Consider the following 26,623-nt stretch of genomic DNA (forward strand, 5'->3'; position numbering starts at 1 on the left):
GTAGTAGACCCTCCCAACCCCAATATAACCGTACTAAGGCATTTTACGGGTTACTCACATTTGGTGGGCGCTCAGTTCCGTCCAGTGCGCCATGGCGATCGACTGCACGATGGACAGCCCCAGGCCGTGATGACCGTCGTCCGCCGTGCGGTCGAGCCGCTGGAACGGGTCGAGCAACCGGTCCACCATCTCCGGCGGGACCGGTGGCCCGGTGTTGGTCACCGACAGGAAGCAGCCCGCGCCCGCCGTGCCGGTTTCGACCTCCACCCAGCCGTCCGGGACGTTGTGACTCATCGCGTTGTCCACCAGGTTGGCCACCAGCCGCTCGACGAGGGCGGGATCACCGGTGACCCGCGCCGGCCGGACTCGTTCCACGACGGCCAGGCCCCGTTCGCACGCCCTCGGCCGGGTGGCGCGCAGCACGCTGCCGGCGAGCTCTGACAGGTCCACGCTCTCCAGACGGTCCAGGCCGCGTTCGCTGGTCGCCAGCACCAGCAGCGACTCCAGGAGCCGGGCCTGCTGCTCGCTGACGACCACCAGGTCCTCGAATCGCGCCCGGTACGACTCCACCGTCGCGTCCGGATCGAGCACGGCCTCCTCCAGCAGGGCGTGCTCCAGCGTCAACGGCGTCCGCAGCTCGTGCGCGGCGTTGGCGACGAACCGCCTGTGCGAGTCGAGCGCCGTCTCCAGCCGGCCGAGCAACCCGTCCACGGTGTCCGCGAGGTCCTTGAGCTCGTCACGCGGCCCGGTGAAGGCCAGCCGCTCCTGCACGTTCCGCGCCGAGATGAGCTGAATGCTGTCGGTCATGGTCCGCAGCGGCCGTAGCACCCGCCCGGCCACCAGCCAGCCCAGCGCCGCCGAGATGACCGACATGATCGCCAGTGCGATGCCCGACTTCACGAGCAACTGGTGCCCGAACTCCTCGTGTTGCTGCACGGCCTGCTGCTGGGCCGCTTCGACGAGGCCGCGTTCCGTTTCGGTCAGCGGGGGGCTCTCCGGCACGCCGTTGCCCACGATGACGTCGCTGACGCTCCGATCGCCGGAGGGCGACGAACTGGACGTGGGCATCCGGACGCCCCACCCGCTCTGGGTGACGAGAAGATAGGTGATGGCCAGCAGCACGGCGCCGGAGAGCAGGAACAGCACGCTGTACAGCAGGGTGAGCCGCAGACGGACCCGTATGCCGGAGATCCTGGCCGTCAGGCTCATGAGAGATCCCATCCGTTCAGATGCGATAGCCCGCTCGGGGCACGGTCTCGATGACCGGTGGCTCACCGAGCTTCGACCTGAGGCGGTTCATCGTGGCCTTGACCGTCGTGGTGAACGGGTCGGCGGCCTCGTCCCACACCCGTTCCAGCAGCTCCTCGGCGGAGACCACCCGGCCTCGCTCGGTGAGCAGGTATTCCAGCACGGCCAGTTCCTTGGGGTTGAGCGGTAGCCGGGTGCCGGCCCGGGTCGCCAGCCGCTGGGCCGGATCGAGCATCAGGTCACCGTGCACGAGGACGGGCGGCACAGCGGCCTGGGACCGCCGGCCGAGCGCACGGATGCGCGCCACCAGCTCGGGGTAGGCGAACGGTTTCGGCAGATAGTCGTCGGCCCCGATGGTGAGCCCCTCCACCCGGTCGGCGAGGGTCCCGGCCGCGGTCAACATCAGCACTCGCGTACGCAGCGGCTCTCGCATCAGCTGCCGGCACACATCGTCGCCGTGCAGGCCCGGCAGGTCCCGGTCGAGGACCATCACGTCGTAGTCCACCTCGGTGGTGCGGTCGAGCGCCGCCGTCCCGTCGTGCACGACGTCCACCGCCATGCCCTCGCGCCGCAACACCCGCGCCACCGACTCGGCCAGCCGCACATGATCCTCGACCACCAGGACCCTCATCCGCCCTTTTCCCGTCTGTCCGACCGCGACACCGTTTTGGAGCGGAAGGCTACCGACACGGCAGTCACACGGTCGTCACAGCGGTTCCGGCGTCGTGCGAGGAGGGTTCCGCGCAGTGACTCGAGAATAGGCCCGGCGTGCCGAGGCCGGGCCGCCGAGCTTCCTCCGTCCCCATCGGGCGGGCCGGGCGGAGTCACGTGGCGCACATGAGCCGTTCGGCCGCGGCGATGGCGTCGGCCGGTCGGCCGGAAGCCAGCTGGACGACCACCTCCGTCTCGCCGTCCGCGCTGCTCATCGCCATCCCGCTGTAGCCGAAGATCCACCCGGAATGGCTGAAGACGCGCCGTCCGCAGCCGAGCGTCCCGGCGAAGATCCCGAAGCCGCCGGACCGCAGCCGCCTGCCCACCTCCTGGGTGAACACCCAGTGGTAGAAGCTCGCCACGTCGGCCGCGGTCGAGATCAGCCCGCCTGCGGTCCAGAAGATCGACGAGTCCAGCTCGGCGTTGTCCACTCCGTCGGTGTGGTTTCCGTGCGCGAGATCCTTGGGCAGGTCGTCGGTGGGCAGCTCGGTCGCGGTCAGGCCGTGCGGGCCCGTGATGCGCTCGCTCAGCAGCTCCCTGTACGGCTTGCGGGACACCTTCTCCAGGATCAGGCCGAGCAGGATGAAGTTGGTGTTGGAATAGCCCTGCCCCTCTTTGTCCGCATATTTCAGCAGTTCTCGGGGTGGCCAGTGCCGGAGGTGGGCGCCGTTGCCCAGGTCCTTCAGGAAACGCTCGTCACGCAGGTAGTCGGAGATGCCGCTGGTGTGCCGGAGCAGGTCCGCCACGGTCGCCTTCGTCTTGATGACACCGGGCAGCAGTTCGTCCACCCGGTCGGTGAGCGCCAGCCGCCCCTCCTCCACCTGCTGCAGAACGAGCGTCGCGGTGAACGTCTTGGTGATGCTCGCGATCCTGAATCGTTGATCGGTCCGCATCGGCACCCCCGTGTCCGCCTGCCCTGCCGCCGCCTGCCACGTCCGATCACCCTTCCTGACGTGCACCACCGCGCCCGACGATCCGGCCTCGACCAGCCGCGTGGCCTCGGCCTGCACGCCCGGCGCCGGTGAAGGGCGGACGGATGGCACCGCCGGGGCGGCGGAGCTGCACGCGACCGCGCAGAGCAGGGCGAACAGGGCTGTGATCCGCATGACTTGATAGTGATGTTCGAACTCTTCCCAGGGAAGGGCCGGCGGACAGGGGTGGCCTCAGGGTTGTCCCCGGATGGCCGCGGCGACCGCTGCCCGGAGCCGCGAGTTCGCGGCCCGGCGGCTCGCCGCTCGTCTACCTGAGCATCGTCGCGCTCGCGGCCGTCCTGAGCCTGGCCGCGACCCTGCTGCCGGCCCGGCCGGCCGGCATCGAGCCTGGGGTACTTTGGACATATACTTAGTTATGCGAATATAATCGTTATATGCATATAACCAGACGGGTGTCCGCCCCGCCCGCGTCGACCACCGGACTCGGCCCCCGCCGGCGGATGCTCGTCCTGGCCGTCTGCTGCATGAGCCTGTTCATCGTCGGCCTGGACAACACGATCGTGAACATCGCGCTGCCCGCCATCCGCCGCGACCTGAACGCCTCCGTCTCCGGCCTGCAGTGGATCATCGACGCCTACACGGTGGTGCTGGCGAGCCTGCTCATGCTGGCCGGCTCGACCGGGGACCGGGTCGGCCGGCGCCGTACGTTCCAGACGGGCCTGGTGCTGTTCACGCTCGGCTCGCTCATGTGCTCGCTCGCGCCCAGCCTCGGCTGGCTGATCGCGGCGCGGGCGCTGCAGGCCGTCGGCGGCTCCATGCTCAACCCGGTCGCCATGTCGATCATCACGAACACCTTCACCGAGCCGCGCGAGCGGGCGCGGGCCATCGGCGTGTGGGGCGGTGTGGTCGGCGTCAGCATGGCGCTGGGCCCGCTGGTCGGCGGCTCGCTGGTGGATTCGGTCGGCTGGCAGGCGATCTTCTGGATCAACATCCCGGTGGGGGTGGCCGCGTTCGTGCTGTGCGCGCTGTTCGTGCCGGAGTCGCGCGCGCCGCGTCCGCGCCGGGTGGACCCGATCGGGCAGGTGCTGGTCATCGTGGCGCTGGCCACCATGACGTACGCCTTCATCGAGGCGCCGGAGGCCGGCTGGGGCTCGCCGCGGACGCTGGGCTGCTTCGCGGTCGCGGCGCTGGCGCTGGCCTGCCTGGTGCCGTACGAGCTGCGCCGCGCCGAGCCCCTGATCGACCTGCGCTTCTTCCGCAGCGCCCCGTTCGCGGGGGCCACCGTCATCGCCGTGTGCGCCTTCGCCGCGCTGGGCGGGTTCCTGTTCGTCAACACTCTCTACCTTCAGGACGTGCTGGGCCTGTCCGCCCTGCACGCCGGGCTCTACACGGTGCCCATGGCCGCGCTGACCGTGGTCTGCGCGCCGCTGTCGGGCCGGATCGTCGGGAACGCCGGGACCCGCGTGCCGCTGCTGCTGGCCGGGGCCACCATGGCGGCCAGCGGCCTGATCATGACGGGGCTCTCGGCGGACACGCCCACCTGGCGGCTCATGGCCGCGTACGTGCTGTTCGGGCTGGGCTTCGGCATGGTGAACGCGCCGATCACCAACACCGCCGTGTCCGGCATGCCGCGCGCCCAGGCCGGGGTGGCCGCGGCCGTGGCCTCCACCAGCCGCCAGATCGGGCAGTCGCTCGGCGTCGCGGTCATCGGCTCGCTGGTCACCTCGGCGGTGTCCGGCCCGTTCGCCACCGGGTTCCCGGCGGCCAGCCGCGTCGGCTGGTGGATCATCGTCGGGTGCGGGGCGGCGATCGTACTGCTCGGTATCCTGACCACGACCGGCTGGGCCCATGGCAGCGCCGCCCGCACCGCTGAACGCCTCGCCCACGCTCCCGACAGAACGGCGGACACCTCATGAGCGATGCCCTCGACCAGGAGGCGGTGGCCCGCGTCTGGGCCGGCATGTACGACCTCGTCCTGCGGCAGGAGGACCGCCGCAAGGAGGTGGCCGAGACGCTCGGCATGAGCTTCTTCCGGGTCAAGGCGCTGCGTCACCTGCTGGCCGGGCCGATGACCATGCGGGAGCTGACCGCCGACCTGTCCACCGACAAGCCGTACACCACGCTGATGGTGGACGACCTGGAGCAGCGCGGCTACGTGACCCGCAGCGTCTCCCCGGACGACCGCCGCAGCAAGATCGTCACCCTCACCCCGGCGGGCAGGGCCGCCGCCGAGGAGGCCGAGCGCATCCTGGCCCGCCCGCCGCGCTCCCTGCTCGCCCTGGACCCCGGCGACCTGGCCGACCTCGACCGCATCATCGCCGGGCTCCGCGCCCCGGAGGAGTCCGCGCGAAGGTCATGAGCCGTCGGCGCCCCGCCCGGCGTCAGAGGAGGTCGATGGCGCGTTCGGGGCAGTTGGCCAGTGCCAGGCGGGCCGGGCGCTCCTCGTCCGGGGACACCGTGCCGTCGCCGATGACCTGGCCGTAGCCTTCGCCGTCCTCGGTGAAGAGGCCGGGGGCCAGGTCGTGGCAGCGGCCGTGGCCCTGGCAGCGTTGGGGATCGATGCGTGCTTTCACCGGCGGTCGCTCCGGGTTCGCGGGTGGACAGGGCCTCGGAGGATGCGGAGAGGGAGGGTGCGCGGGCCGCGTACCTGGCCGGCGGACCAGGTCACCGCCGCCGGGTCCGCCAGGGTGAAGGCGGGGACGCGTTCCAGCCAGACCTCCAGCGCGACCCGGAGCTCCATCCGCGCCAGGTGCGACCCCAGGCACCGGTGGATCCCCAGCCCGAACGCCGCGTGCCGGTTCACCTCCCGGTCGATGACCACCTCGCCGGCCTGCTCGAACTGGGCCGGGTCACGGTTGGCGGCGGGGAAGGACAGCAGGATCCAGTCGTCGGCCTTCATGTCCACGCCGTTCCACCGCATGTCCTCCTTGACCAGCCGCGCCATCGTGACCGGCGCATAGGCCCGCAGGAACTCCTCCATCGCGGTCGGCAGCAGCCCCGGCTCGGCCACCAGCCGCTCCCGGTCGGCCGGCGTCCTGGCCAGGTGCCAGAGCGAGGCGCCGATCGCGCTCCACGTCGTGTCGATGCCCGCGATGAGCAGCAGCATCATCGTGCCCACGACGTGCACGGGGTCGAGCTTGCGGCCGTCGAGCTCGGCGTCGACGAGGTAGGTCGTCAGGTCGTCGCGCGGGTCGGCCAGGTGGTCGTGGATCTGCGCGACCAGGTAGCCGGACAGCTCGTCGAAGTGCCCGGCGCGCTCCTCGGGCGACTGGCTGACGCTCTCCAGGACGTTCTCGACGAACGTGCGGAACCGCGGGCCGTCCTCGCGCGGGAGGCCGAGCATGTCGGCGATCACCCGCATCGGGATGTGCTGGGCGTAGTCGCGGGCGGCGTCCACGACCTCCTGCCCCTCCAGCGCGTCGATCAGCTCGTGGCAGTACGCCCGCGTCGCCGTCTCCCGCTCGGCCACCGCCGACTTCGTGAACGCCGGGAGCAGCAGCCTGCGGGCGTCGTGGTGGAAGGGCGGGTCGGAGGTGATGGGCGGGGCGTCGCCTTCCGGGGCCAGCTCGCGCGGGGGCTTGTTGTTGCTGATGATGATCGCCCGGGAGGAGAAGCGCTCGGTGTCGTACGCGATTGCGGCGACGTCCTCGTACCGCGTGGGCAGCCAGGCACCGCCGAACCGCTCGGTGCGCGCGATCGGGCAGCGCCGCCGCAGATCGTCGTGAATCGGATAGGGGTCGGCGGCCCATACGGGGTCGGCGTGGGAGAAGTCGGTCGCCCAGTCCGAGACCGGGTCGGTCACGGTCTCGCTGACGGTGCCGAGCACCCGGTTCCTGCGCTCCTCTTCAAGGCCTTGGCCGAAGCGGTCCTCCACGGTCATCGCAGCAGCTCCGTCTCTGACGTCGAGTTGTGGACCGGGTCCCCGTTCATCCGATACGTCTGGGGGCCGCCGTTGGATGTCGGCAGGTCCCCGCGCGTCCCGTGCGGCGGCCGGACGGCAGATCGCGAAAACCGTTCGGCGCGGGAGCCGGTCGCGTCCTAGCATGCGGACGCGTGGACAGAAGACAGCGCAGACTTCGCGAGATCGCGGACGCCAACGCGGAGATCGTCGACACGGGCGAGTACACGACCGGCGACGGCGATCTCGTCGTCGTGGGACCGGCGCTGAAGGCGGCGATCGACGGCACCGTGAGCCACGCGCCCGACGCGCGCTTCGACCCGCCCGCTCCGCGGCCCGGCCTGCGCACGTCCTTCGAGGTGACCGCCGAGGGCAGCCTTCAGGCCGCACGGCGGCTGCACCTCGACCCGGGCGGGGAGGGGCGCGTCGCGGTGCTCAACTTCGCCTCGGCCCGCAACCCGGGCGGCGGCTACCTCGGAGGGGCCAGGGCCCAGGAGGAGGACCTGTGCCGGCACAGCCTGCTGTACCCCTGCCTCCTCCAGGCCCCCGACTACTACGCCGCGCACCGCGCCGCCACCGACCTGCTCTACAGCCATCGCGTCATCTGGTCCCCCGACGTGCCCGTGCACCGGGGCGACGACGGGCGGCTGTTGCGGGAGCCGTACCCGGTGTCGTTCCTGACCTCCCCGGCGCCCAACGCCGGGCAGGTGCTGCGCCGCGACCCCGGCCGGGGCGGGAGCGTCCTGCGGGCGCTGCGCGAGCGCGCCGGGCGCGTGCTGGCCGTGGCCGCCCACCACGGCGCGCGCCGGCTCGTGCTCGGGGCCTGGGGCTGCGGGGTGTTCCGCAACGACCCGCGCGAGGTGGCCGGAGCCTTCCACGAGCACCTCACGGGCGCGTACGCGGCGGTGTTCGACCAGGTGGTGTTCGCGGTGTGGGACCGTACACCGGAGTCCGCGAACCGGGCAGCCTTCGCCGACCGCTTCGCGTGACACGGCCTCGGGGTGGAGGCATGTCCGGGTTTCATCTAGTCTGAACGCGCGAGGGGAGTACTTCGCAAGAGTCGGCCCGGTCAGTACGGACGTCCCGCGCGTCCCCGGACGGCTGCCCGCATGGGTGAAGGAGACCTCGAACGGGATAAGTGCGTTCGAGGGAGGTTTCCCATGTCCGCGGGGACGTTTTCGCATGCCGTCGAGCTGCGTACCATCGCTTCTCCGGCTCTCTGGTCCATCACGGTGGCGGTTCTGGTGCTGCTGCTGTTACTGGACCTGCTGCTCACCCGCCGCCAGCGCGAGGAGCGCATCCGGGACGCGGTGGGCTGGTCGGTCTTCTACCTGCTGCTACCGGTGATCTTCGGGGTCTACCTGTGGCTGGACTTCGGTGGCGGCACGGCCGTGGAGTTCTTCACCGGGTTCGTGGTGGAGAAGTCGCTGTCGGTCGACAACCTGTTCGTGTTCATGTTGCTGCTGTCGGCGTTCGCGGTGCCCTCGGCGCTGGCCAGGCGGGTGCTGCTGTACGGCATCGTCGGGGCGCTGGTGCTACGCGTGATCTTCATCGCGCTGGGCGCCGCCGCGCTGCAGAGCGGCACGTGGGCGTTCCTGCTGTTCGGGGCGATCCTGATCGTCACCGCCGGCAAGATCCTCAAGGACGTGCTGGCCGGGAGCGAGCAGGAGGTGGACATCTCGTCCATGCGCACGGTCCGGCTGGTACGGCGCTTCATGCCGGTCACCGAGGACTACCGGGGTTCCCGGCTGCTCGTCCGTGAGAAGGGCCGGCTGGCGCTCACCCCGCTGGCGCTGGCGGCGGTCGCGATCCTGGCCACGGACATCGTCTTCGCCGTGGACTCCGTACCGGCCGTCTACGGCGTCACCGAGGACCCGTTCCTCGTCTTCGCCACCAACGCCTTCGCCCTGCTGGGCCTGCGGGCGCTGTACTTCGTGCTCCAGGGCGTGTTGACCAAGCTGCGCCACCTGAACCACGGGCTCAGCGTCATCCTGGCCTTCATCGGGGTCAAGCTGATCCTGCACTGGGGACACGGCGTCTGGCCGCAGCTCCCGGAGATCCCCACCCTGGCCTCGCTCGGGGTCATCGTGTTCGTGCTGGTCACGGTCACGATCACCAGCCTGATGGCCAACCGGCGCGACCGCCTCCGGGCGGTCGCGGCCGGGGCGGGCCGCCCGGAACCGGTCCCGGAACCGGCCAAGGACTAGCGCCGGGCCCGGCCTTCCGCACGTCGCCGCGCCTTTGCCCGCGCTCTCCCTTCCGCCGCGCCTCGGCGCGGGCCCTGCCGAGGGAGGAGCGGCGTGAGGTGGGAGGTCCGCAGGTGGAGAGCCTGCGGACAAGCGGAATCCGCGGGTGCGGGGCGGCTGCGGCGCGGTCAGTGGGAGGCGCGGGCCTGGAGGAGGTCGGCCAGGACGTGGAGCAGGGCCGCCGACGTGGTGGCCGAGGTGATGGCCTGCTCCTCGATCAGCCCCTGGACGCGCAGCATCGGCACCCACTCCGCCCGCTCGCGCTCGTCCTCCCCGTCCGGGAGGACGCCGCGGCCGGCGGGGCCGGCGGGATCGGCGGCGCCGGGCCCGCCGGGGTCGAGGAGCGCGGCGGGGCCGGAGGACGCGGTGTCGGAGGGCGTGGGGCCGGAGGGCGTGGAGGCGGAGGGCGTGGGGTGGGCGGGGCTGGGGGTGGGCTCGGGATGGTGGGCGGCGAAGACGAGGTGCTCGCAGTCGGCGACGTCCCCGGCCGGCCGGATCCGGATCAGCGGCAGCAGCGGCCCCGCCCGCCAGCCCGTCTGCTCCTCCACGTGCCGGGCCGCCGCCTCCTCCGGCTCCTCGCCCGGCCCGATCTCACCGAGCGGGATCTCCCACCCCCACGTGTCGGTGATCGGCCGGTGCCGCCACAGGAGCAGCACCCGCCCGCCATGGAACACGACCGCGCCGGCGGCTCTCGGTGTACGGATGAAGGGTTGCTCCACGCGCCCACCGCCGGTCAGCTCGACGTCCGCGACCCGGAGATCGACCCCGTTCGCCGCGTAGAGCAGCCTTTCCGACCGCCGCCGCATGGAATGCTCCTCACCCGTTCGCCGGGACGTGGCCCGCCGATAACCGCCAGGACCGCTCTCCTGAGAATACGCACAGGAATAGCTACGCTCCGGCGTGGCAGGGAAATGTCAGAGGGGGAGATTAGCCTGAGCGGTGTCGTCCCGACGTGGGGCGGCGCCGGGCTCCGGCTCGGCTCCGAGGCGAGATCCCATTGTTCGACCGGAGGGGAAGCGATCGTGGTGTCTTTCGCGGGCGGCGGGCTGCCCTCGGACGACGTCGTCGTCACGGCCCTGCGCGCCGGCGACGAGGCGATGTTCGCGGCGCTGCTCGACACCTGGTCCAGGGGCATGTTGCGGGTCGCGAGATCCTACGTGTCCACCGACCACTCCGCGGAGGAGGTCGTCCAGGACACCTGGCTGGCGGTGATCGACGGGATCGACGGCTTCGAGGGCAGGTCCTCGGTCAAGACGTGGGTCTACCGCATCCTGGTCAACTCCGCGAAGAAGCGCGGCGTGCGGGAGAGCCGCACGCTGCCGTGGAGCGCCGTCGAGCAGGACGGTGGCCCGCCGCCGGGCGGGTGGAGCGATCTCGCGGCGGTCCGGCTGACGCCCGAGGGCGAGGCGCTGGCCGCGGAGGTGCGCGCGCTGATCGCCGAGGCCCTGGCCCGGCTGCCGCCCCGCCAGCGGATCGTGATCACCCTGCGCGACGTGGAGGGCTGCACCTCCGACGAGGTCTGCGAGATCCTGGAGATCTCCGCGGCCAACCAGCGGGTCCTGCTGCATCGTGCCCGCACGGCTGTACGCGGCTGGCTGGCGGACTACTACGACTCCGTCAAGCAGCCCGAATAGCGGGTCCGAAAACCGCGGCGCGCCATCCGGTCCGCGCAGCGGCGACAATAAGTGAAACGGTTCATCCCAGAGACAAGGGCGGTCAACGTCGTGAAGCGGTTCACCTGCGACGAACTGGTGGAACTCCTCACCGCCTACCTTGAAGACGCCCTCGACCAGCCGTCACGCGACGGCGTACAGGCGCATCTGTCCTGCTGCGAGGGGTGTGAGCGCTACTTCGGGCAGTTCCGGGCCACCATCACGGCCCTCGGCGACCAGCCGCCGGAGAAACTGTCCGCGGACGTGCGCGACCGGCTCATGTCCGCCTTCCGCGAGCACCACCGGTCCTGAGCCTCCTCACCTGGCGAAGCTCTCGTGCAGAGCGGCCAGCACCGGCGGCGGGACGACGCCGTCGCGCAGGCACCTCAGGGCCGCGATCGTGGCGAGGACCTGCGCCAGCCACCCCGAGCAGGCCGGGCACGCGCCCAGATGGTCCGCGACGACCCGATGCCGGTCGGCCGGGAGCGCCTCCTCCAGAAAGTCCGTGAGCAGCGTCAGCACCTCGTCGCAGCCCATTGGTCGCAGCTCCATGTGAACTAGTGCCCGGCACACCCCATCCGTTACACGAAATTCGTCTGTAACGATCGCGCCCCTCGCGGATCTATAGCTCCGGAGTCTGCGGCGAGGGGGAGACGATGATCGGGGTCACGGCCGAGAGCGCACCGCTGCGGGACGCCTCGGAGGTGGCGGACTTCGCGCGCCGCTGCTTCCGTCCCGCCCCCACTGACCAGGTGGGGGTCGAGCTGGAGTTCCTGGTCTTCGACCGTACGGAGGCCGCCAGGCACGTCCCGCTGGCCCGGGCCGAGCGGGCGCTGCCCGCGGAGCTGCCGGGCGGGAGCCGGGTGACGTTCGAGCCGGGCGGCCAGCTCGAACTGTCCGGACCGGCCGGCCCGCTGCCCGGCACGGTGGCCCGCCTGGCCGCCGACGTGGCCGCCGTGCGCGACGCGCTGCGGGCGGCCGGCCTGGTGCTGGCCGGGGTGGGCCTCGATCCCGTACGCGCGGCCCGCCGCCAGCTGACCCTGCCCCGGTACGAGGCGATGGCCGAATACCTCGGCGTGCCGTACGGGGCGCTCATGATGTGCTCGACCGCGTCCATCCAGGTCAACCTGGACTTCGGCGAGCACCCCGCGACCCGGTGGGAACGCGCCCACGCGCTCGGTCCCGTGCTGCTGGCGGCCTTCGCCAACTCGCCGCTGAGCGGCGGCCGGCCGTGCGGCTGGATGTCGGGCCGCCAGGCCGTCTGGGACAACCTCGACCCCACCAGGACCTCGCCCGTGCCCGCCACGGGCGACCCCGCCGCGGACTGGGCCGAGTACCTGCTGGACGCCCGCCTCATGCTGGTACGCGAGGACGACGAGAGCTACCGCCCCGTCCACGACGGCTCGACGTTCCGCGACTGGCTGGACGGGGCCGGGGGCCGCCGCCCCACCGCCGAGGACCTGGCCTACCACGCCACCACCGTCTTCCCCCCGGTCCGCCCCCGCGGCTGGCTGGAGATCCGCTACCTCGACGCGCAGCAACCGGCGGCCTGGCCGGTCTGCGTGGCCGTGACCCACGCCCTCGTCGCCGACGACCGGGCCGCCGACGCCGCGATGGCCGCCGTGGAGCCGTACCAGGGGGCGTACCCGGATCTCTGGGGCAGCGCGGCGCGCTGTGGTCTGGCCGATCCCCGCCTGCGCCGGACCGCCGAGGTGGCCTTCCGCGCGGCGCTGGAGGCGCTGCCCCGCCTCGGCGCCGGCCCCGGCCTGGTCGGCGAGGTGGCCGCGTTCGCCGACCGGCACGTGACGACGGGCCGCTCGCCGGCGGCCGACCTGATGGACCCGACGCCGGGGCGTGCGGCCCCGGCCTGGCTCGACGAAGGACTGCTATGAACGACTTCAAGGAACGCATCGCCAAGGAGCTCATCGCGGTGCGCGACCGGTCGCTCGCCTACACGGAGGCGGACGACGACCTTCTCGTACGCCAGCACTCGCCGCTGATGTCACCCCTGGTGTGGGACCTGGCGCACGTGGGCAACTACGAGGAGCTCTGGGTGCTGCGCGAGGCCGGGGGCATCACGCCGCTGCGCCCCGAGATCGACGACATCTACGACGCGTTCAAGACCCCGCGCAAGGACCGCCCCAGCCTGCCCTTCCTGGGCCCGGCCGAGGCCCGCCGCTACATCGAGGGCGTGCGCGGGCGGGTGCTCGACGTGCTCGACGCCGTCGACCTGGAGGCCCCCTCCCCGCTGCACCGCGACGGCTTCGTGTTCGGCCTGGTGATCCAGCACGAGCACCAGCACGACGAGACCATGCTCGCCACCCTCCAGCTCTCGGGGCAGCCCGGCCTCGTACGCGACGGCGACCTGCCGCCCGGCCGCCCCGGTGGCCCCGAGGAGGTGCACGTCCCGGCCGGCCCCTTCCTCATGGGCACCGACACGCTGCCGTGGGCCTATGACAACGAGCGGCCGGCCACCTGGGTGGACCTGCCCGGCTACTGGATCGACCGGCTCCCCGTCGGCAACGCCGCGTACGCGGCCTTCATCGAGGACGGCGGGTACGACGACCCGCGCTGGTGGACCCCGGAGGGCTGGCAGTGGCGGCAGCGCAGCGGCGCCACCGGCCCGCTGTTCTGGACCAGGGACGGCGGCTCCTGGTGGCGCAACCGCTTCGGCCGCACGGAGCCGGTCCCGATGGACGAGCCCGTCCAGCACGTGTCCTGGTACGAGGCCGACGCCTACGCCAGGTGGGCCGGCAAGCGGCTGCCCACCGAGGCCGAGTGGGAGAAGGCGTGCGGCTGGGACCCGCGGGAGCGGCGCTCGCGCCGGTACCCCTGGGGCGAGGCCGACCCGGGGCCCTCCCTGGCGAACCTCGGCCACCGCGCCGCGCATCCGGCGCCGCTGGGCGCGTACCCGGCCGGGGCCTCCGCCTACGGCGCCGAGCAGATGGTGGGGGACGTGTGGGAGTGGACCGGCTCCTGGTTCCGCGGTTACCCGGGTTTCCGCAGCTTCCCGTACAAGGAGTACAGCGAGGTGTTCTTCGGCGAGGAATACCGCGTGCTGCGCGGCGGCTCGTGGGCGGCCGACCCGGCGGCGGTGCGGACCACGTTCAGGAACTGGGACTACCCGATCCGGCGGCAGATCTTCACCGGCTTCCGCTGCGCCCGGTCGGAGCTGGTCTGAGGTGTGCAGGCACGCCGCCTGGCTGGGCGCCGCCCGCCCGCTCACCTCGCTGATCCACGAGCCCGAGCACGGGCTGCTCAAGCAGTCGTACGCCCCCCGCCGCCAGCGGGCCGGCCTGATGAACGTCGACGGGTACGGCATGGGCTGGTACGACCCCCGCCGCGCCGAGCCGGTGCGCTATCGCCGTGCCGTGCCCATCTGGACCGACGCCAACCTGCCCGCCCTCGCCGAGGTGGCCCGCTCGACCTGCCTGCTGGCGGCCGTGCGCTCGGCCACCGTGGGCATGCCGGTCGAGGAGAGCGCCACCGCGCCGTTCGCCGACCGGACCTGGCTGATCAGCCACAACGGCCGCGTCGCCAGGGACGCGGTCAAGGATCTCGCCGACGGCGCCGAGAGCACCTGCGACGCCGCCTGGGTCGCGGCGGCCGTCTTCCAGCGCGGGCGCGCCGGGGCCGGGCTGGGCGAGGCGCTGGCCGAGGTCGTCGTACGGGCCGGGGAGAAGGACCCCGCCGCCCGCCTGAACCTGCTCGCCTGCGACGGCGCGTCCATCGCCGCGACCGTCTGGGGCGACACCCTGTTCCACCATCGAACCCACGACGGCGTGCTGGTGGCCAGCGAGCCGCTCGACGACCTGCCGGGCTGGCAGGCCGTACCCGAGCGCAGCCTGCTGACCGTCACCCGCGACGACGTACGCGTCCAGCCGTTGTGATCTCACTCCAGGAGGCTTCGTGCCCGTCAGCCAGTCCACCGTGCATGTGATCAACCACCTCGACCGCGACTACCTGCGCCAGGCCCTGGAGAAGGACGTGCGGAACGGCCTGACGTCGTCCCCCAAGTGGCTGCCGCCCAAGTGGTTCTACGACGCCGCCGGCAGCGAGCTGTTCTCCCGGATCACCCGGTTGCCCGAGTACTACCCGACCCGCCGCGAGCTGGCCATCCTGCGGGCGCGGGCCAAGGACGTGGCGGCGGTCGCCGGCGCGGACACGCTGGTCGAGCTGGGTTCGGGCACCAGCGAGAAGACCGTCCTGCTGCTGGACGCGCTGTCGGCGGCGGGCACGCTGCGCGGCTACACGCCGGTGGACGTGGACGCGGTCACCCTGGAGGCGGCGGCGCGGCGGCTGGCCGGGCGCTATCCCGGGCTGGCCGTACTCGGGGTGTGCGCCGACTTCGAACGGCACCTCGCGCTGCTGCCCCGCACCGGGCGGCGGATGGTGGCCTTCCTCGGCGGCACGATCGGCAACCTCGAACCGGTCGCCCGCGCGGCCTTCCTGAACGATCTGCGGGCCACGCTGCGGCCGGGGGACACGTTCCTGCTGGGGGCCGACCTGGTGAAGGACACGGGACGGCTGGTGGCGGCCTACGACGACGCGGCGGGGGTGACGGCCGAGTTCAACCGGAACGTGCTGCGGGTGATCAACCGGGAGCTGGACGCGGACTTCGACCCCGAGGCGTTCGCGCACGTGGCGGTGTACGACCCGGAGCAGGACTGGATCGAGATGCGGCTGCGGGCGACCCGGGCCATGCGGGTGCGGGTCGGCGGGCTCGGGCTTGAGGTGGAGTTCGCGGCGGGGGAGGAGATGCGTACGGAGATCAGCGCCAAGTTCCGGCCGGAGGGGCTGCGGGAGGAGCTGGAGGCGGCCGGCTTCCACGTACGGCGCCGCTACACCGACCCGGCCGGCGACTTCACCCTGATCCTGGCCGAAGCGTGACCCTCGACCCCATCCGCGCTCCCCGGCCTTTCGACGCCCCCGGTCCCGCGCCGGGGGCGGGAGCAGGGGTGGGGGAGGCGTGGCGGGCGGCCAGGAGCGTGGCACCGCCCGGCCACCTGGACGCGGCCGGCTGCAACGTGCCCAGCGACCGGGTGCTCGACGCGGTCGTGGCGCACCTGCGGCTGGAGCGCGAGCTCGGCGGTTACGGAGCGGTCCCCGATCTCGCCACCTCCCGGGAGGCCCTGGCCGCGCTGGTCGGGGCCAGGCCGGGTGACGTGGCCTTCCTGGAGAGCGGGACGGCGGCGATGGCGGCGCTGCTGGGCGGCTGGCGGCTCGGTGCCGGCGCCCGCGTGGGCTGCACGCGCACCGAGTACGGCAGCACGCTCATGCTCCTGCGCCGCCTGGCCGCCCGGCACGGCTGGCACCTGGTCGAGCTGCCGGTGGACGGCGACACGCGCATCGACCCCGACGGGCTGCGCGCCCGGCTGTCGGCGGGCCTGGACCTGGTGGTCGTCTCCCACATCGGCTCCCATCGCGGGGTGGTGCAGCCGGCGGTCGAGATCGGGGCGCTGTGCCGCCGCGCGGGCGTGCCGTTCGTGCTGGACGTCTGCCAGTCGCTGGGGCACGTGGAGGTGCGGGGGACGGGGGCCGGCGCGTACGTGGGGACGTCGCGCAAGTGGCTGGCCGGCCCGCGCGGCGTCGGCTTCCTGATCGCCCCCGGCCTGACCCCCGCCATGGACGCCCCGGCCCCTACGCTCGGCGGCCACGTGTGGCCCGACCCGCCGTGGGAGGGCCTCGCGCCGGGGGCCTGCGGCCTGTCACGGGACGGCGGGGTGCGGGCGTCCGGAGGCGGCGAGGGGTCGTGGGGGGACGTCGCGCCGGGGGCCTGCGGCCTGTCACGGGACGACGGGGCGCGGGCGCGCGGAGGCGGCGAGGCGCCGTGGGAGGGCGGGGAGCCGGTGCCGGTGCCCGGGGCGGCGCGTTACGAGAGCTCGGAAGCGGCCGTCGCGGCTCGGGCCGGGCTCGGCGTGGCGGTCCTGGAGCACCACGCGCTCGGCCCAGCGGCCGTCCACGCGCACCTGGCCGAGCTCGGACGCACGGCCCGCGAGCTGCTCGACGGGGCGGGCGGCTGGCGCGTGGCCGAGCCGCTCGACGAGCCGTCGGCCCTGGTGACGCTCATACCCCCGTCAGGCGACACGGCCGAGCGCGCCGCCGCCCGGGCGGCCGAGGCGTCCCTGCTCGTCAGCGTCGTACCGACGGCCAGAGCACCGCTCGACCTGCGCGAACCCGTCCTCCGCGTCTCCCCGCCCCCAGGCACTCCCGTGGACACGCTGCAGGCCCTCACCCACATCCTGTCCACCCCCTGACCCGCATGCCCCCTGCCCTCGGCCGGCGGGCGCGTGGGGGTTGTCAGGGGTTGTGGGGGACGAGGAGCTGGTCGAGGGCGGCGGCGATGCGGCGGGTGAAGGGGGAGGCGCTGGCGGGGCCGTGGAAGGGCTGGGTGACGCCCTCCGTGACGCCCTCGATGGTGGCGAGGTCGGCGCCCGGGTGGCAGACGACGTCCGGCGCGGGCAGGTCGGCGAGCAGGAACTCTCCCTGGTCGGCGCGGGCATGCGACGGGTGGGCGGCGCGCCGGACCCAGCGCGGGCGGTCGGCGCGGTCGAGCCGGTACACGCCCGAGCCCTGGCCGGTCGCCACCCGTACCGGCGACTCACGGCTCAGGCGGACCCTGATCGAGAACGGCCCGCCGCGCTGGGTGGCACGGAGCAGGCTGAGCTGGTTGAACTCCTGCGCGTCCGCCAGCCAGCTCACCGGGCCGCCCAGCATCACGGCCAGGTGGGCCAGGACGAACGGGGGCACGCCGATCACCTGCTGGTTGACCGCCGAGACCTCGGTGCTCGCGTCGTGCCGCCACTTGATGGCCGACAGATAGACCCGCTCGCCCGGCGTGAGCAGGGCGTTCAGGCTGAACAGCCCCGCCACGCCGTAGCGGCGCCAGCCCCAGACCGCGATGCGTTCCGCGCACTCGATGAGCAGCGCGGCGGCCGGGACCGGCCAGGGGCGGGACCAGTCGTGGCCGGCGCAGGACAGCGGGCCGGCGCCCAGCTCGGCGACGCCGGCAGCCGTGTGCGACGGCCGGTCCACGTACACGCTCACCCCGCCGGCGCCGTCCGGGACGCTGAGGACGGTGACGGCGCAGGGCCAGCCGTCCACGTACGCCGCCACCCGGTACGGCCCCAGCAGCCGCGCCGCCCGCGCCATGTCCTCCTCACCCGACACGACCACGGTGCCGTGCCCGCCGGACCCCGCCCCCGCTTGCACCACGACCCGCTCCGTGCCCACCGCGCGCCGCAGCTCCGCCAGGCTCGGCAGCCGCTCGGCCGGCACGCAGCGGATCCGCGCCACGGCGGGCACGCCGGCCGCGCGCAGCAGGTCGTCGAAGAGGTGCCTGGCCTCGATCGTGGCCCGTACGCCGGCGTCGATCGCCGCGACGGTGCCGCCGGGGCCGGCCAGCTCGTGCAGCTGGGTGCCGGCGTACCAGGCGGAGATGACCGGCGGGCGGTCGAGCTTGACCAGGTGGCGGGCGGCGTCGTGGCGTACGCGGCGGAGCCAGCCCTGCCGTTCGGCCACCGAGCGTACGCGGGTGCGGTCCTCGGCGGCGACGACCATGCCCGGCAGGGCGGGGTCCCACGCCGAGTAGCAGCCGATGCTCAGGGCGGGACGCAGGGCCTCGATGGGGGCCGGGCCGGTGTAGCCGGTCCGCAGGGCGGTGCTGAACCGGCCGACGGCGACCAGCGGCCGGCCCGCCAGCGCGGCCAGCAACTCGGCCTGCGCCACCTCGGCCGGCGCCCCGGCCTCCATCCCGGACTGCCCGCCGTCGCGGTTCACGCGCCAAGGCTCGTCGTCCCGGCTCGGGTGGCCGGGCTCGGGCGTGCTGTTCACGCGCCCCCGAGGCCCGTCGTCCTGGGCCGGGTGGCCGGGCTCGGGGTCGCTGTTGGCGTGCCCGGGGCCGTTGTCGCAGCTCATGCGTTCGGGGCCGCTGTCGCGGCTCATGCGCCAGGGGCCGCTGTCCGCGGGACCGCTCACTCGTGCACCATCCTCGTATCGGCCGGTCCGGGAGACCGCTGATGCCGTGGGCATCACGGTCCGCACTATTGACGGTGCGCTGAGTACGGCGGATCGTCGAGAGCACCGCGATGTGAAGCGATGTGAAGCTGCGATGCCGCCACGGCGTACCCGCCCCGTCGTCAACGGGGCCCTCGCCGCGCTGATCGAGGAGGCCGGCTGGACGCACGCCGCCACCGCGCAGCACGTCAACGCCGTCGCCGCCGAGACTGGGGAGCGGATCCACTATGACCGCTCGGCGGTGGGGCACTGGCTGACCGGCACCGTTCCCAGGCCCGAGGCGATCCGCGCCGCCGTGGAGGCGTTCCGGCGCCGCCTCGCCCGGCCGGAGCTCTCCCCGACGCATCTCGGCTGGCCGGATCCCGGAACGGCGCCGCCCGTCGACGACCCGTGGCGCGGCGACCCGGTCGCCCGCCTGGCCACGCTGGGGGAGGACGACCTGCTCAACCGCCGTACCGTACTGACCGCCGGCACGTTCACGCTGGCGGCGCTCTCCGGACTGTCCGGCCACCGAGCCGCCGTCCGGACCCCGGGCTCCGCCGGCAGGCTGGGCGCGGGCGATGTGGCCCGTATCCGCGCCGCCACCGCCAGCTTCGCCGACCTGGACGACCAGTACGGCGGCGGCCACGCCCGCGTCGCGGTCGCCGCGTACCTGTCGCGCGAGGTCACGCCCCTGCTGCACGAGGCGACCGGCCGTACCCGCCCCGACCTGTTCACCGCCGCGGCCGAGCTGAGCTACCTGGCCGCCTACATGGCCATGGACGCGGGCGCGAACGCGCTCGCCCAGCGCTACTACATCAGCACCGTACGGCTCGCGGACGAGGCCGGCGACCTGGTGCTGCGGGCGACGGCGTTACGCAGCATGGCCGTGCAGGCCGCCGAGCTCGGGCACGACGGCGAGGCGCTGGCGCTGGCCGACGCCGCCGCCTCCGCCCTCGGCGGGCACGGCCCCCGCCGCACGCTGGCCTGGATTACCGGCATGCGCGCCGAGGCGCACGCGGCGGCCGGCACCCGCTGGGACGCCCTGAACCTCCTCCGCAGCACCGAGACCCAGCTCGAACGGGCCGACTCCCCGCCGGAGACGGAGTGGACGGGCAACTACCGGCGCGAATCCCTGGAGCACCAGATCGGCCTGACCCTCACCCAGCTCGGCGACCACGCCACCGCCGCCCGCCACTTCACCGCCTCCATGAACGCCCGCCGCCCCGTCGAGCTGCGCACCCGTGCCCTGATCGGCCTGCGGGCGGCGCACGCGTACCTGCGGGCCGGCGACCCGGAGCAGGCCGCCGCCACCGCCCTCGGCCTCAGCGACGACGTACGGCTGATCGCCTCGGCCCGGGTGCGCGACGAGGTCCGCCGCCTCCGGGACGGCTGGCAACGCCACCGCGCCTGCCCGCTCGTCGCCGAGGCCGACAGCGCCATGGCCGGCCACCCGCTTCCACCGACCAGACCGGGCCGGCGCTCCCCACGACCAGGCACCCGCCCTGGCCGATGAGCACCCTGGCGCCCCGCGCCCTCCGCGCCGCCCGCTGGTCCGTGCGGGTCCCGCGCCCCCGCTGGTCTGGCCCCGCGCGGGTCTGGCTCCCCGCAGGTCCCGCAGGTCCCGCAGGTCCCGCATGCCCCGTGTGCCCCGCACCCCGCCCCCGTCCTCACGTACCCCGTGTGCCCCGCACCCCGCCCCCGCGCCTCACCCCCGCGCTCCCGATGCCTTTCGGGTCTGACGCGCCTGCGCGCCCGCACCCGAGGCCCTGCGCACGGTGCCGCAGGTGCCCTCCGAGCGGCCAGGAGCCGCTGGCGAGGGCGACATAGCGGTGGGGCGACTGAGCTGAGCGGTGGGGTGGCAGCGGTGGGTGGTGAGGCGGCAGAGGGATGGGGGTGGGGCGGCAGGACCGTGCGGCAGGATCGTCCCGGTGGGTCAGTGCGGGAGGATCGTGCGGGAGGCGACGAGGTCGCCGTCCTGGAAGCCCTCCACCCGGATGACATGAGCCGACCCGGCCCCCGGCACCGGCACGGTAGTGACCTCCCGGGTCACGTTCACCGACGCCACCGGCCGGCCGTCCAGGTAGACGTCGGCCCGGTCCACCAGCCGCGTGGTGAGCGTCAGCTCGCCGGCCGCCCCGGAGACCTGCACGTCGAGCCGCCGCACCGGCCGTCCCGCGAGCAGTTCCCCCGCCCGCGTGAGCAGGTCGGCGTTGTCCTGCAGGACGTCCTTGCGGGTCATCTGGTGGCGGAAGTCGGGCACCACCCCGAGGTCCTCGACGGGTGTGCCGGCGAGCTCGTGGACCCGCAGCGTACGCCGTACCGACACCCGCATGTTCGCCTGCCCGGGCAGCGGCCGGTAGGGGTTGTCGGGCACGGGCGTGGGCAGTTCGAGCAGGACCTTGAGCAGCTCGTGGGTCCACACGTTGGCGCCGCCCGCGCCGGTGTTGTCGTCCGTGCCGAGGATCGGGCCGATCTTGTGGTCCTGGAAGCCGCCGGCGAAGATGTCGGTCGCCGAATAGCAGAGGGCGTTGGTGACCAGGACGACCGGGCCGAAGTACCGCTGGCCGATGGCGTTGGCCCCGCCCGCCGGGGTGATGGGGAAGCTGCCGGAGAAGACGGCGCCGATCTCCAGCGCCTGTTCCATGGACGGGCACCAGGGGCCGAGGTCGATCTGGCCGGTGGGGTTCTCCTGGTGCTGCTTGCAGATCCGCTGGTTCAGGGCGGACGTGATGAACTGCGTCGGCTCCGGCACGATCGGGCGCGGCGTGAGCGTCTGCAGCAGGAACTCGCTGGCGTGGATGTGCCCGCCGCCGTTGCCGCGCACGTCCACGATGAGCCCGTTCTGTGGCAGGAGCGCGACGAGCCGGAGGAACTCCGCTACGAACGCGTCCGGGTCGTTGACGTTGAAGCTGAAGATGCGGATGTGCCCGAAGATGCCCGACGGCGTGTCGACGCTCTTGGCCCGGAAGAAGCCCGGCATGGACGTCGGGATGTCGGCGCCCGGCGCGGCGGGCTCGGCCGTCAGCTCGGTGCCGCCCACGATCTCCTGCGTCGAGACGGCCTCCGGGATGTACAACATCTTGAGCGCCCGGCCGATCTCGTCCGCGCCGAGGTCGAGGCCCTGGGCGACGGCGGCGACGCTGAGCTGGTCGGCGTCCACGAAGGACGGCTGGTTGTCGTCGACCCGCCAGCTCTCCCGCAGCTCGCGGCGGATGCCGTCGGCGCCGACGTACGTCAGCACGACCCAGGTCTCGTCCGGCGGCACGTGCAGGCGCAGCGGCCGGATCGTCAGGGACTGCAGGCCGCGCGCGTGCCGGGCCGCCGGGTTGTTGCCCGCGAACCGGGCCGCGTTGATGTCCACCGCCCGGTCGATCGGGATGCCGTTCCAGTGGGTGACCTCCACGCCGGGGGCGAACCCGGGGGCGGAGAAGCCCGCGACCGTCCTGGTCACCACGTAGTGGCGCTCCTCGCCGACGTAGTACTCCTCGATCAGGTACGGCAGGTAGGCGATCTTGCCGGCGTACGGCAGGGGCAGGATGTAGTTGGTGTGCAGGTCGCGTACGGAGTGGAAGATCTCCGACATCTCCGCGTGGAAGCGCCATTCCGGACCCATGGTCCTCGGCGTCTGCCGGTTCAGCCGCACGGCGAGCAGCCGCAGCCGCTGCACCGGGTTCACGGCGTGCATCGCGGCCTTCAGCGGCAGATGTACGTAGTTCTGCTCGATGAGCAGCAGCGCCTGCTGGACCAGGAGCTTCCTGTCGTCGAGCGTCAGCCTGTCCGCCGTGCGCAGGAAGTCCTGGAGCTCCTGCTTCGCCGCCGCACCTGATGGCTCGGTCATGTCTTCCACCCACCCCGGGTCGTCGTCTGCGTGCGGGCGCGGGGGATCGGCTCCCGCGCCCGGATACCGGAACGCTTTCACCGGGCGCGCGGCTCCGCCAGAGGAGGTGACCTAGGGGTTTCCCTAGCCTGTCGCCATTTTGGTCGACGAGTGAAACATGCTCGGGATGCCGGCTCAGCCGCACCCCGGCAAAGGGGTCAGAAGGCGTAGTTGCGCAGGACGGACAGGGCCTCGGCGGCGTGCGGGCCGGTGGCCTTCAGCGCCGAGTCGGCGGGGGTGAGGCGCCGGGCGCCCACCCGGCAGAAGTCGGCCGCCGGTCCGGTGATGACCGAGGGGGCGTCGGGATCGCCGAGGTGCCACAGGTCGCCGTCGGGCGAGGTGAGCTCGCACCGGACGGGCCCGCCCGAGAGGCCCTCGACGTCGAACGCGTACGGCAGCGTACGGTGCCCCAGCCAGGCGATGTGGCGCAGCCGCGAGGTGTCGGGATAGGCGATGCCCAGCGGCGCGGTGATGTCGTAGGCGTGGGCCCAGTGCTCGGCCAGGCGGGTGGTGGCCAGCGTCGCCGGGGACAGGGAGGCGGCCACCCAGGTCAGGCGGCTGCCCTTGGGATGGGCGCGGAGGGAGCCGGGCGTGGCGGAGGCGGCCGCGCGCCAGCGGGCCAGCAGGTCTGCGGGGGAGATGTCGCGCTCGGCGGCCACGAGGGCGTCGGCCATGGCGTCGACCTCGCCGGGGGACCTGCGGTCGGCCAGCTCGCCGGCGATCGAGGCGATGACCAGCTCCTCGCTCTGGGCCAGGTGGAGGACCACGTCGGAGACGGTCCAGCCGGCGGCCGCCGACGGGTGGGCCCACTGGGCGGGGGTGAGGGTGGTCAGGACGGCGTCGAGCTGCTCGTACTCGGCTGCGAGGTCGTCGAAGATGTCCGTCATGCCACACCACACTACAGAATAATGTTCGGTAGGGGGCTTCAGGTGAGGAGGGGGAGTTCGCCGAACCGGTGGGCGGACCACAGGCGGCGTGAGGTCTCCTCCGGATAGGGCACGACGGACGGCTGGGTGTCGAAGAGGCGGACCAGGTGCCGCCCGGGCTCGTACGCTGCCCACCCGGGCCCCTCGCCCGCCGCGAAGGCCGTCCACGTGCGGCGGAAATCGGCCGACACGCTCTCGGCCTCGGCCGGCGCGGAGTCGCCGAGGAAGAACCGGCCCATCCCGCTGTCCAGGTTGCCGAAGACCAGCGGCACGTCGAGGGCGTGGCAGGCGCCCAGCGCGCCGCCCATGACGGGGCTGGCCCAGGTCAGCTCGTACGCGTGCACCCGTCCGCCCCCGGCCGCCTGCGCGTCGGCCAGGCGCAGGGAGGGCATGCGGAACAGCCAGTCGGAGCGGACCAGCTCGCCCAGCAGCTCGGGCTCCGCCCCGGGGAAGGCGTCCCGGTAGGGCAGCCCGGGCGCGAACGTACGCAGCAGGACGTCGGCCGAAGGCCCCGCCGACCTTCCCGTCTGCGTGAACAGGCGGTATTCGTCCCGATTGTGGCCCACGATCAGCTCGACCCCGCGGGCCGCCCCGTCCGCCAGCGCCGCCCAGGGGTCGCGGGGCAGGACGTCGCCGTCCACGACGGGGGAGAACGGGGTGACGGTGCGGGCGACCGGGCCCCAGAGGTCCTCGTACTCGGGCATCTTGGCCGTCACCGCGTCGGCGGCGGCGACGAGCCGGTCGGGCGCCACGGCGGCGAGGTCGGCGACGGTGGGCCGCAGGCCCAGCTCGGCGGCCAGGACCGCGCCGATGTCGGCGGCCAGCGGCGCGGAGAAGTACGTCCCGGGGACGCTCTGCGCGATCGCGCGCCCGAACAGCCCCGCCGCGCGCGGCATGGCCATGAGCGCGGCCACGGACCCGGCCCCGGCGGACTCGCCGAACACCGTCACCCGCCCGGGATCGCCCCCGAACGCCGCCACGTTGTCCCGCACCCACTCCAGCGCGGCCACCTGGTCGAGCAGCCCCCGGTTGGCCGGCGCCCCCTCGATGTGGGCGAACCCCTCCATCCCCACCCGGTAGTTGAGCGTGACCACGACCGCGTTCCCCTCGCGGGCGAGCACCGCGCCGTCGTAGACGGACTCGCCGGCGTCGCCGCTGCGGTACGCGCCCCCGTAGATCCACACCATCACCGGCAGCCCCGCCGCGGCGTCCAGGGACGGCGACCAGACGTTGACCGTCAGCCAGTTCTCCCCGCTCCGCTCCGCCACGGGCACGCCCATCGGCGAGGGCGCCTGGGGCGGTGGCGGCCCGAAGGCCGCGCAGTCGCGCGCGCCGTCCCACGCCTCGGCGGGCACGGGGGCGGCGAACCGCAGCTCGCCGAGCGGTGGCCGGGCGAACGGGATGCCGCGGAAGACCGCCACGCCGTCCTCGGCCCGGCCTCGCAGGCCGCCCGCCGCTGTCCTGACCTCTGGCTCCATGCGGCCCACCCCTTCTCGTCCGTCCCAAGATTACGATGGACTACCCTGGCCGTTCGTCGACGAGATTTGACCGTTCGCCGTAAAGATCATCCGCCTTTTCAATACTGCATACCGTATGTGATACCGGTGGTGCGTGGCAGACAGTACGAGGTCCGTGAGCCCCGCAGGCTTCCTCAGTCGTTCCCGTAGCGTGGCGGCGCCCACCTGGAGCCGTTGGCTCGTGCCGCCCGCGGCGCTCTCCGTGCACCTGGCCATCGGGCAGGCGTACGCGTGGAGCGTCTTCAAACCCCCGCTCGAATCCTCGCTCGGGCTCTCCGGCACGCAGAGCGCGCTGCCGTTCCAGCTCGGCATCGTCATGCTCGGCCTGTCGGCGGCCTTCGGCGGCACGCTCGTGGAGCGCAACGGGCCCCGGTGGGCGATGTTCGTGTCGATGGCCTGCTTCTCCTCCGGCTTCCTGCTCTCGGCGCTGGGCGTGGCCACCGGGCAGTACTGGCTGGTCGTGCTCGGCTACGGCGTCGTGGGCGGCATCGGGCTCGGCATCGGCTACATCTCGCCGGTCTCGACGCTGATCAAATGGTTCCCCGACCGGCCGGGCATGGCCACCGGCATCGCGATCATGGGGTTCGGCGGCGGCGCCCTGATCGCCTCGCCCTGGTCGGCGCAGATGCTGGCCTCCTTCGGCCCCACCACGACCGGGATCGCCACGACGTTCCTCGTGCACGGCCTGGTCTACGCCGCCTTCATGACGATGGGCGTGCTCCTGGTCCGCGTCCCGCCCGAGGGCTGGTCCCCGCCGAAGGGCCGGCGGCCGCGCACGGTCAAGTTGCGCCCGCTGATCACCACGGCCGACGTCTCGGCCCGCAACGCCATCCGTACCCCGCAGTTCTACTGCCTGTGGGTCGTGCTGTGCTGCAACGTCACCGCCGGCATCGGCATCCTGGAGAAGGCCGCGCCGATGATCACGGACTTCTTCACCGGCACCACGGCGGCCGTCGCGGCGGGGGCGGCGGCGGGCTTCGTCGCGCTGCTGTCGCTGGCGAACATGGCCGGCCGCTTCGTCTGGTCCTCCACCTCGGACCTGATCGGGCGCAAGAACATGTACCGCGTCTACCTGGGCGCCGGCGCGCTGCTGTACCTCGTCATCGCCCTGTGGGGCGACGCGTCCAAGCCGCTGTTCATCATCTCCGCGCTGGGCATCCTGTCCTTCTACGGCGGCGGCTTCGCGACCGTGCCCGCCTACCTCAAGGACCTCTTCGGCACCTACCAGGTCGGGGCCATCCACGGCCGCCTGCTCACCGCCTGGTCCACCGCGGGGGTGCTCGGCCCGCTGATCGTCAACGCCATCGCCGACGCGCAGAAGGCCGCCGGGCGGTCCGGGCCCGACCTCTACACCACCTCGCTGTTCATCATGATCGGGCTGCTCGCGGTGGGCTTCCTGGCCAACGAGCTGATCCGGCCGGTGCACGACAGGTATCACGAGCGGCCCGCGCAGCGGCTCGACCCGCAGGCGACGGAGAAGGGACAGACGGTATGAACTCCCAGGAGACAGGCCGGCGTACCGGGCTGATGGTGCTCGCGTGGGCGTGGGTGGGGCTGCCCTTCACGTACGGGGTGTACGAGCTGTTCCTGAAGCTCACCCAGCTGTTCGCCGGCTGAC

At 73.1% G+C, this 26,623-nt stretch carries 25 protein-coding genes; 14 read left to right on the plus strand and 11 right to left on the minus strand.

Annotation, left to right across the window (positions count from 1 at the left end; genetic code table 11):
* Positions 1 to 54 precede the first annotated feature (54 nt).
* The 3 genes from AB0J69_RS29960 to AB0J69_RS29970 form a co-directional block, all read right to left on the minus strand.
* Positions 55 to 1,209, minus strand: coding sequence for an ATP-binding protein (locus AB0J69_RS29960; RefSeq protein WP_364123732.1), 1,155 nt, complete (start codon positions 1,207 to 1,209; stop codon positions 55 to 57).
* 16 nt (positions 1,210 to 1,225) lie between these two features.
* Complete coding sequence (locus tag AB0J69_RS29965) at positions 1,226 to 1,879, minus strand: response regulator transcription factor (protein ID WP_364123734.1); 654 nt, start codon at positions 1,877 to 1,879, stop codon at positions 1,226 to 1,228.
* A 193-nt stretch (positions 1,880 to 2,072) separates the two neighbouring features.
* Entirely contained in the window at positions 2,073 to 3,065 is a 993-nt protein-coding gene (locus AB0J69_RS29970) for a serine hydrolase domain-containing protein (protein ID WP_364123736.1), read from the minus strand.
* Positions 3,066 to 3,325: 260 nt separating this feature from the next.
* On the opposite strand from AB0J69_RS29970, the gene AB0J69_RS29975 reads away from it, so the two are divergent.
* Both AB0J69_RS29975 and AB0J69_RS29980 read left to right on the plus strand, forming a co-directional pair.
* Positions 3,326 to 4,807, plus strand: a complete 1,482-nt coding sequence (locus AB0J69_RS29975; protein WP_364123738.1) for an MFS transporter — start codon at positions 3,326 to 3,328, stop codon at positions 4,805 to 4,807.
* On the plus strand, positions 4,804 to 5,250 hold the full coding sequence (locus tag AB0J69_RS29980) for a MarR family transcriptional regulator (protein ID WP_364123740.1): 447 nt from the start codon (positions 4,804 to 4,806) through the stop codon (positions 5,248 to 5,250). Before AB0J69_RS29975 ends, AB0J69_RS29980 begins: the two co-directional genes overlap by 4 nt.
* A gap of 22 nt (positions 5,251 to 5,272) precedes the next feature.
* Here the strand turns inward: AB0J69_RS29980 and AB0J69_RS29985 are convergent, their stop codons facing one another.
* Together AB0J69_RS29985 and AB0J69_RS29990 are read right to left on the minus strand one after the other, a co-directional pair.
* Positions 5,273 to 5,464 carry a ferredoxin gene (locus tag AB0J69_RS29985; RefSeq protein ID WP_364123742.1) on the minus strand — a complete coding sequence of 64 codons (192 nt, stop codon included), beginning with the start codon at positions 5,462 to 5,464 and terminating at the stop codon, positions 5,273 to 5,275.
* Positions 5,461 to 6,771, minus strand: coding sequence for a cytochrome P450 (locus AB0J69_RS29990; RefSeq protein ID WP_364123744.1), 1,311 nt, complete (start codon positions 6,769 to 6,771; stop codon positions 5,461 to 5,463). Before AB0J69_RS29990 ends, AB0J69_RS29985 begins: the two co-directional genes overlap by 4 nt.
* A gap of 173 nt (positions 6,772 to 6,944) precedes the next feature.
* Between AB0J69_RS29990 and AB0J69_RS29995 the strand changes: the two genes are divergently transcribed.
* Entirely contained in the window at positions 6,945 to 7,778 is an 834-nt protein-coding gene (locus tag AB0J69_RS29995; protein ID WP_364123746.1) for a TIGR02452 family protein, read from the plus strand.
* 171 nt (positions 7,779 to 7,949) lie between these two features.
* The gene (locus tag AB0J69_RS30000; protein ID WP_364123748.1) at positions 7,950 to 8,996 is read left to right on the plus strand and encodes a TerC/Alx family metal homeostasis membrane protein; all 1,047 of its coding nucleotides are present in this window, start codon (positions 7,950 to 7,952) and stop codon (positions 8,994 to 8,996) included.
* Positions 8,997 to 9,163: 167 nt separating this feature from the next.
* Here the strand turns inward: AB0J69_RS30000 and AB0J69_RS30005 are convergent, their stop codons facing one another.
* Positions 9,164 to 9,841: an NUDIX domain-containing protein gene (locus AB0J69_RS30005; protein ID WP_364123750.1), complete on the minus strand. Its 678-nt coding sequence runs from the start codon at positions 9,839 to 9,841 to the stop codon at positions 9,164 to 9,166.
* Positions 9,842 to 10,057: 216 nt separating this feature from the next.
* On the opposite strand from AB0J69_RS30005, the gene AB0J69_RS30010 reads away from it, so the two are divergent.
* Both AB0J69_RS30010 and AB0J69_RS30015 read left to right on the plus strand, forming a co-directional pair.
* The gene (locus AB0J69_RS30010; protein ID WP_364123752.1) at positions 10,058 to 10,669 is read left to right on the plus strand and encodes a sigma-70 family RNA polymerase sigma factor; all 612 of its coding nucleotides are present in this window, start codon (positions 10,058 to 10,060) and stop codon (positions 10,667 to 10,669) included.
* 90 nt (positions 10,670 to 10,759) lie between these two features.
* Positions 10,760 to 10,999: a zf-HC2 domain-containing protein gene (locus AB0J69_RS30015; RefSeq protein WP_364123754.1), complete on the plus strand. Its 240-nt coding sequence runs from the start codon at positions 10,760 to 10,762 to the stop codon at positions 10,997 to 10,999.
* 6 nt (positions 11,000 to 11,005) lie between these two features.
* Here the strand turns inward: AB0J69_RS30015 and AB0J69_RS30020 are convergent, their stop codons facing one another.
* Entirely contained in the window at positions 11,006 to 11,239 is a 234-nt protein-coding gene (locus AB0J69_RS30020; RefSeq protein WP_364123756.1) for a zf-HC2 domain-containing protein, read from the minus strand.
* A gap of 104 nt (positions 11,240 to 11,343) precedes the next feature.
* Here AB0J69_RS30020 and egtA point away from each other — a divergent pair, with 104 nt between their 5' ends.
* From egtA to egtE, 5 genes are read left to right on the plus strand one after another with little or no spacing between them, the layout of a single operon-like run.
* Positions 11,344 to 12,579, plus strand: a complete 1,236-nt coding sequence (gene egtA, locus AB0J69_RS30025; protein ID WP_364123758.1) for an ergothioneine biosynthesis glutamate--cysteine ligase EgtA — start codon at positions 11,344 to 11,346, stop codon at positions 12,577 to 12,579.
* Positions 12,576 to 13,868 (plus strand): ergothioneine biosynthesis protein EgtB, encoded by a 1,293-nt coding sequence (egtB, locus tag AB0J69_RS30030; RefSeq protein WP_364123760.1) that lies wholly within the window; start codon positions 12,576 to 12,578, stop codon positions 13,866 to 13,868. Before egtA ends, egtB begins: the two co-directional genes overlap by 4 nt.
* Before the next feature lies 1 nt (position 13,869).
* Positions 13,870 to 14,577, plus strand: a complete 708-nt coding sequence (egtC, locus tag AB0J69_RS30035; protein ID WP_364123762.1) for an ergothioneine biosynthesis protein EgtC — start codon at positions 13,870 to 13,872, stop codon at positions 14,575 to 14,577.
* Between the two features lie 19 nt (positions 14,578 to 14,596).
* Positions 14,597 to 15,577, plus strand: a complete 981-nt coding sequence (gene egtD, locus AB0J69_RS30040; protein ID WP_364123764.1) for an L-histidine N(alpha)-methyltransferase — start codon at positions 14,597 to 14,599, stop codon at positions 15,575 to 15,577.
* Positions 15,574 to 16,944 carry an ergothioneine biosynthesis PLP-dependent enzyme EgtE gene (gene egtE, locus AB0J69_RS30045; RefSeq protein ID WP_364123766.1) on the plus strand — a complete coding sequence of 457 codons (1,371 nt, stop codon included), beginning with the start codon at positions 15,574 to 15,576 and terminating at the stop codon, positions 16,942 to 16,944. Before egtD ends, egtE begins: the two co-directional genes overlap by 4 nt.
* Positions 16,945 to 16,987: 43 nt before the next feature.
* On the opposite strand, the gene AB0J69_RS30050 is transcribed toward egtE, so the two are convergent.
* Positions 16,988 to 18,664 (minus strand): hypothetical protein, encoded by a 1,677-nt coding sequence (locus AB0J69_RS30050; RefSeq protein ID WP_364123768.1) that lies wholly within the window; start codon positions 18,662 to 18,664, stop codon positions 16,988 to 16,990.
* A gap of 133 nt (positions 18,665 to 18,797) precedes the next feature.
* Between AB0J69_RS30050 and AB0J69_RS30055 the strand changes: the two genes are divergently transcribed.
* Positions 18,798 to 20,198 (plus strand): hypothetical protein, encoded by a 1,401-nt coding sequence (locus AB0J69_RS30055; RefSeq protein ID WP_364123770.1) that lies wholly within the window; start codon positions 18,798 to 18,800, stop codon positions 20,196 to 20,198.
* A gap of 420 nt (positions 20,199 to 20,618) precedes the next feature.
* On the opposite strand, the gene AB0J69_RS30060 is transcribed toward AB0J69_RS30055, so the two are convergent.
* The 3 genes from AB0J69_RS30060 to AB0J69_RS30070 all read right to left on the minus strand — a co-directional run bounded on the left by AB0J69_RS30060 (position 20,619) and on the right by AB0J69_RS30070 (position 24,966).
* The gene (locus AB0J69_RS30060; protein ID WP_364123772.1) at positions 20,619 to 22,523 is read right to left on the minus strand and encodes a S41 family peptidase; all 1,905 of its coding nucleotides are present in this window, start codon (positions 22,521 to 22,523) and stop codon (positions 20,619 to 20,621) included.
* A gap of 197 nt (positions 22,524 to 22,720) precedes the next feature.
* Positions 22,721 to 23,449: a maleylpyruvate isomerase family mycothiol-dependent enzyme gene (locus tag AB0J69_RS30065; protein ID WP_364123774.1), complete on the minus strand. Its 729-nt coding sequence runs from the start codon at positions 23,447 to 23,449 to the stop codon at positions 22,721 to 22,723.
* A 38-nt stretch (positions 23,450 to 23,487) separates the two neighbouring features.
* Complete coding sequence (locus AB0J69_RS30070) at positions 23,488 to 24,966, minus strand: carboxylesterase family protein (RefSeq protein WP_364123776.1); 1,479 nt, start codon at positions 24,964 to 24,966, stop codon at positions 23,488 to 23,490.
* Positions 24,967 to 25,120: 154 nt separating this feature from the next.
* Between AB0J69_RS30070 and AB0J69_RS30075 the strand changes: the two genes are divergently transcribed.
* Both AB0J69_RS30075 and AB0J69_RS30080 read left to right on the plus strand, forming a co-directional pair.
* Positions 25,121 to 26,500, plus strand: a complete 1,380-nt coding sequence (locus AB0J69_RS30075; RefSeq protein WP_364123778.1) for an OFA family MFS transporter — start codon at positions 25,121 to 25,123, stop codon at positions 26,498 to 26,500.
* Positions 26,497 to 26,622 carry a hypothetical protein gene (locus AB0J69_RS30080; RefSeq protein WP_364123780.1) on the plus strand — a complete coding sequence of 42 codons (126 nt, stop codon included), beginning with the start codon at positions 26,497 to 26,499 and terminating at the stop codon, positions 26,620 to 26,622. Before AB0J69_RS30075 ends, AB0J69_RS30080 begins: the two co-directional genes overlap by 4 nt.
* Position 26,623 lies beyond the last annotated feature (1 nt).

The organism is Nonomuraea sp. NPDC049709 (assembly GCF_040674815.1).
GTDB lineage: Bacteria > Actinomycetota > Actinomycetes > Streptosporangiales > Streptosporangiaceae > Nonomuraea.